At 64.2% G+C, this 430-nt stretch carries 1 protein-coding gene; it reads right to left on the bottom strand.

Annotated elements, in window-relative coordinates:
- Positions 1-430: GGDEF domain-containing protein (locus KDL01_RS47265; protein WP_212534305.1), on the bottom strand; the 430-nt coding region annotated here is incomplete at both ends.

The raw sequence follows: 430 nt of genomic DNA, 5'->3' as shown, positions 1-430 counted from the left end.
GTCTTGCAACGGTGCGCAGCGCTTCATCGCCCACGGCGTGGCCGTATGTATCGTTGATGCGCTTGAAGTGGTCGATGTCGAACATGATCAGTGCAATGAGCCGCGCCTTCGGCTGCGGCGATTTGCACATCGCGCCGGCGCGGTCCTCAAAGGCGCGACGGTTGAGCAACTGGGTGAGCGGGTCGGTCTCGGCCATGCGCGAGAGTTCCTGCATCAGGTGCGCGCGTTCCACCTCCAGCCGGCGGCGCTCGATGCTATTGATGCGCAGCACGCGGATCGCGTCGAACATCGCTCGGATCTCGCGCCGCGCAAAGTCGGTCGGGATGTGCACACTCAAGTTGCCTCGCGCAATCCCGTCGATCAGCCGCGTGGCGTTGACAAACGGCCCCACCACGTTGCGGCGGAACGAAATCGTCATCCACGCCAGCGC

Source organism: Actinospica durhamensis (genome assembly GCF_018139695.1).
GTDB classification, from domain to species: Bacteria; Actinomycetota; Actinomycetes; order Streptomycetales; family Catenulisporaceae; genus Actinospica; species Actinospica durhamensis.
Note: the sequence above shows the minus strand (reverse complement) of the source record. Positions and strands in the feature narration are given on the sequence as shown.